The organism is Lachnoclostridium sp. An14 (assembly GCF_002160755.1).
Lineage (GTDB): Bacteria > Bacillota > Clostridia > Lachnospirales > Lachnospiraceae > Lachnoclostridium_A.
In genome coordinates, this window is sequence record NZ_NFLE01000076.1 from 1 (window position 1) to 2,967 (window position 2,967).

Genomic DNA, 2,967 nt, shown 5'->3' on the forward strand with positions numbered 1-2,967 from the left:
ATTTAACATAAGATGACCTCTTTTCTCGTATGTGTTTTTGTGGTGATTACATTATACTATAAAAAGAGGTCGTCTTATTTTTTATTTTTTGAAATTACCCAGGTAAAGTTACACTATCCTAATTCCAGCAGCATTTGCTTGATCTCCACGATCCGATCCCGCAGCCTCATGGCTTCCTCGAAGTTTAACTCTGCCGCTGCCTGGTGCATCTGCTTGGTCATCTCCTTCACAAGCTTATGCAGCTCCTTCGCGTCCATGGACTCCGGATCTTTGCGGAACTCCTCCTCGCTTTCCGTGGCTGCCTTGGAGATGGCGATCAGATCCCGCACCGCCTTTTTGATCGTGGTGGGGGTGATGCCGTGCTCCTCGTTGTATCTCTGCTGAATCTCCCGGCGGCGGCTGGTCTCCTCAATGGCCGCCCGCATGGAATCGGTAATGGTGTCCGCGTACATAATCACATGGCCTTCGCTGTTTCTGGCGGCGCGGCCGATGGTCTGGATCAGGGACGTCTCCGAGCGGAGAAATCCTTCCTTGTCCGCGTCCAGAATCGCCACCAGGGTGATTTCCGGAATATCAAGGCCCTCCCGCAGCAGGTTAATGCCCACCAGCACGTCAAAGACATCCATACGCATATCACGGATGATTTCTGCCCGCTCCAGAGTATCAATATCGGAATGGAGGTATTTTACCCGAATCCCCGCATCCCGCATATAATCGGTGAGATCCTCCGCCATCCGCTTGGTCAGGGTGGTGATCAGGACTTTATGATGTCCCGCCACTTCCTTATTGACCTCGGAAATCAGATCATCGATCTGCCCCTCCACGGGCCGCACGGAGATCTCCGGATCCAGAAGGCCAGTGGGCCGGATGATCTGCTCCGTGCGCAGCAGCTCGTGCTCCGCCTCATACACCGACGGCGTGGCGGACACAAACATCATCTGGTTGATCTTGGACTCAAATTCTTCAAAGTTTAACGGACGGTTGTCCAGGGCGGAGGGCAGGCGGAATCCATAGTCCACCAGCGTCTGCTTTCTGGAACGGTCCCCGGCGTACATTCCCCGCACCTGAGGCAGCGTGATGTGGGACTCGTCCACAATAATTAGGAAGTCATCGGGAAAATAATCAATCAGGGTGCACGGCGGCTCTCCCGGAGCAGACCCCACCAAATGGCGGGAATAGTTCTCAATTCCGGAGCAGAAACCGGTCTCCCGCATCATTTCCACATCGAAATTGGTCCGTTCCGCGATCCGCTGCGCCTCCAAAAGTTTATCCTCGCTCTTGAAAAATGCCACCCGCTCCTTCATTTCCTCCAAAATGTGCTCCGTGGCCTCCATCATCTTTTCCTTGGGCACCACGTAGTGGGACGCCGGGAAAATAGCCACGTGGCTCAGCTGCGCCTTGATCTCTCCCGTCACAGTGTCGATCTCCGTGATCCGGTCCACCTCGTCTCCAAAAAACTCGATCCGGTAGGCCTCGCTCCCGGAATAGGCCGGGAAAATCTCCACCACGTCTCCCCGCACCCGGAACGTCCCCCGGTGGAAATCCATGTCGTTGCGGTCGTACTGGATGTCGATCAGCTTGTGGATCACCTCGTCCCGGTCTTTGATCATTCCGGGCCGGAGGGAAATCACCATCTCCTTATAGTCAATCGGGCTGCCCAGGCCGTAAATACAGGACACCGATGCCACAATAATCACATCGCTCCGCTCCGACAGCGCCGCCGTAGCGGAATGGCGCAGCTTGTCGATCTCGTCATTGATGGCGGAATCCTTTTCGATGTAAGTGTCGGTGGAGGGGACGTAGGCTTCCGGTTGGTAGTAGTCGTAGTAGCTGACAAAATACTCCACCGCGTTCTCCGGGAAGAACTCCTTAAACTCGCCGTAAAGCTGGGCGGCCAGGGTCTTATTGTGGGCGATAATGAGGGTTGGTTTCTGTAATTGCTGGATCACGTTGGCCATGGTAAAGGTCTTGCCAGAGCCTGTAACTCCTAGTAAAGTCTGGAATTGATTTCCTTCTTTGAATCCATCCACCAGGGCTTTGATGGCCTGGGGCTGGTCGCCGGTGGGGGCGTATTCACTGTGTAACTTGAAACCGACACTTTCTTCACCGGTTTCATGAACAAGGAGCTGACCCCTGTCAGCGGATTGCGAATATCCTTGATTTGACATTTTGCGTTTTTACCTCCTTGGTGACCTTCAAAAAAGTTCGTGTAAATGAAGGTCACTAAAACGTGTTTTCCAGGACTGCGTAACACCAGATAAATAAAAGTGGAATTGGCATTTTGAAAGGCTGCCAAACATCAGAAAATCACTTTTTGCTTTTCTTCCAGTCATGCAAATTATAGCATGGATAGATAAAAAAGTATAGCCGCAGTTTAGAACATCCGTTCTTTTTTGCAGTTATACTTCCTTTCTGGTACGGAACATTTTACCCCAAAAACATTTGGGTTAATACTACATTGAATACGTTTCCTTACACCGTTTTATTTGACGTTTACTTAGTACTTAAATCACTTTTACAAACAAGTAGCAAACAATCAGTGAGGGAACTCCCCTCCTGGTTGTCTGCCTTTTAGGCAAAAAATTAGGACGGCATCGCAACGCCGCCCATATAAAAACTCTAAAACAGTTTTTTTATGCTGTCTATATCATAAGTTGCATAAGCAGAAAAGTCAACATAAAAAAGGGATTTCCTCACGACAAACGCATGAATGTGTTCTTCAACCAAACCCCGTTTTTATCCCCAATTTTACAGATTTATGATTTGCTCCAAATGTTTTTCGGGGTTTGTTCCGATTGCATACCGTTTCTTTTTCAGGCTTAATGGTTTATTCCCTACCTCTATCATCTTTAAGATACTTATTGATAACTTCCTCATGATATTTAGATTGTACGATGCCTGCTTTTCCAGCGTATGGTTCCCATCCTCTCGGAACGTCACATCCAAATGCCAATGATAACTTTCTAC

At 49.5% G+C, this 2,967-nt stretch carries 1 protein-coding gene; it reads right to left on the reverse strand.

Features of this window, described 5'->3' with window-relative positions; all coding sequences use genetic code 11:
• Window positions 1–113: 113 nt before the first annotated feature.
• Window positions 114–2,168: an excinuclease ABC subunit UvrB gene (gene uvrB, locus B5E84_RS20120; RefSeq protein WP_087226729.1), complete on the reverse strand. Its 2,055-nt coding sequence runs from the start codon at window positions 2,166–2,168 to the stop codon at window positions 114–116.
• Window positions 2,169–2,967 lie beyond the last annotated feature (799 nt).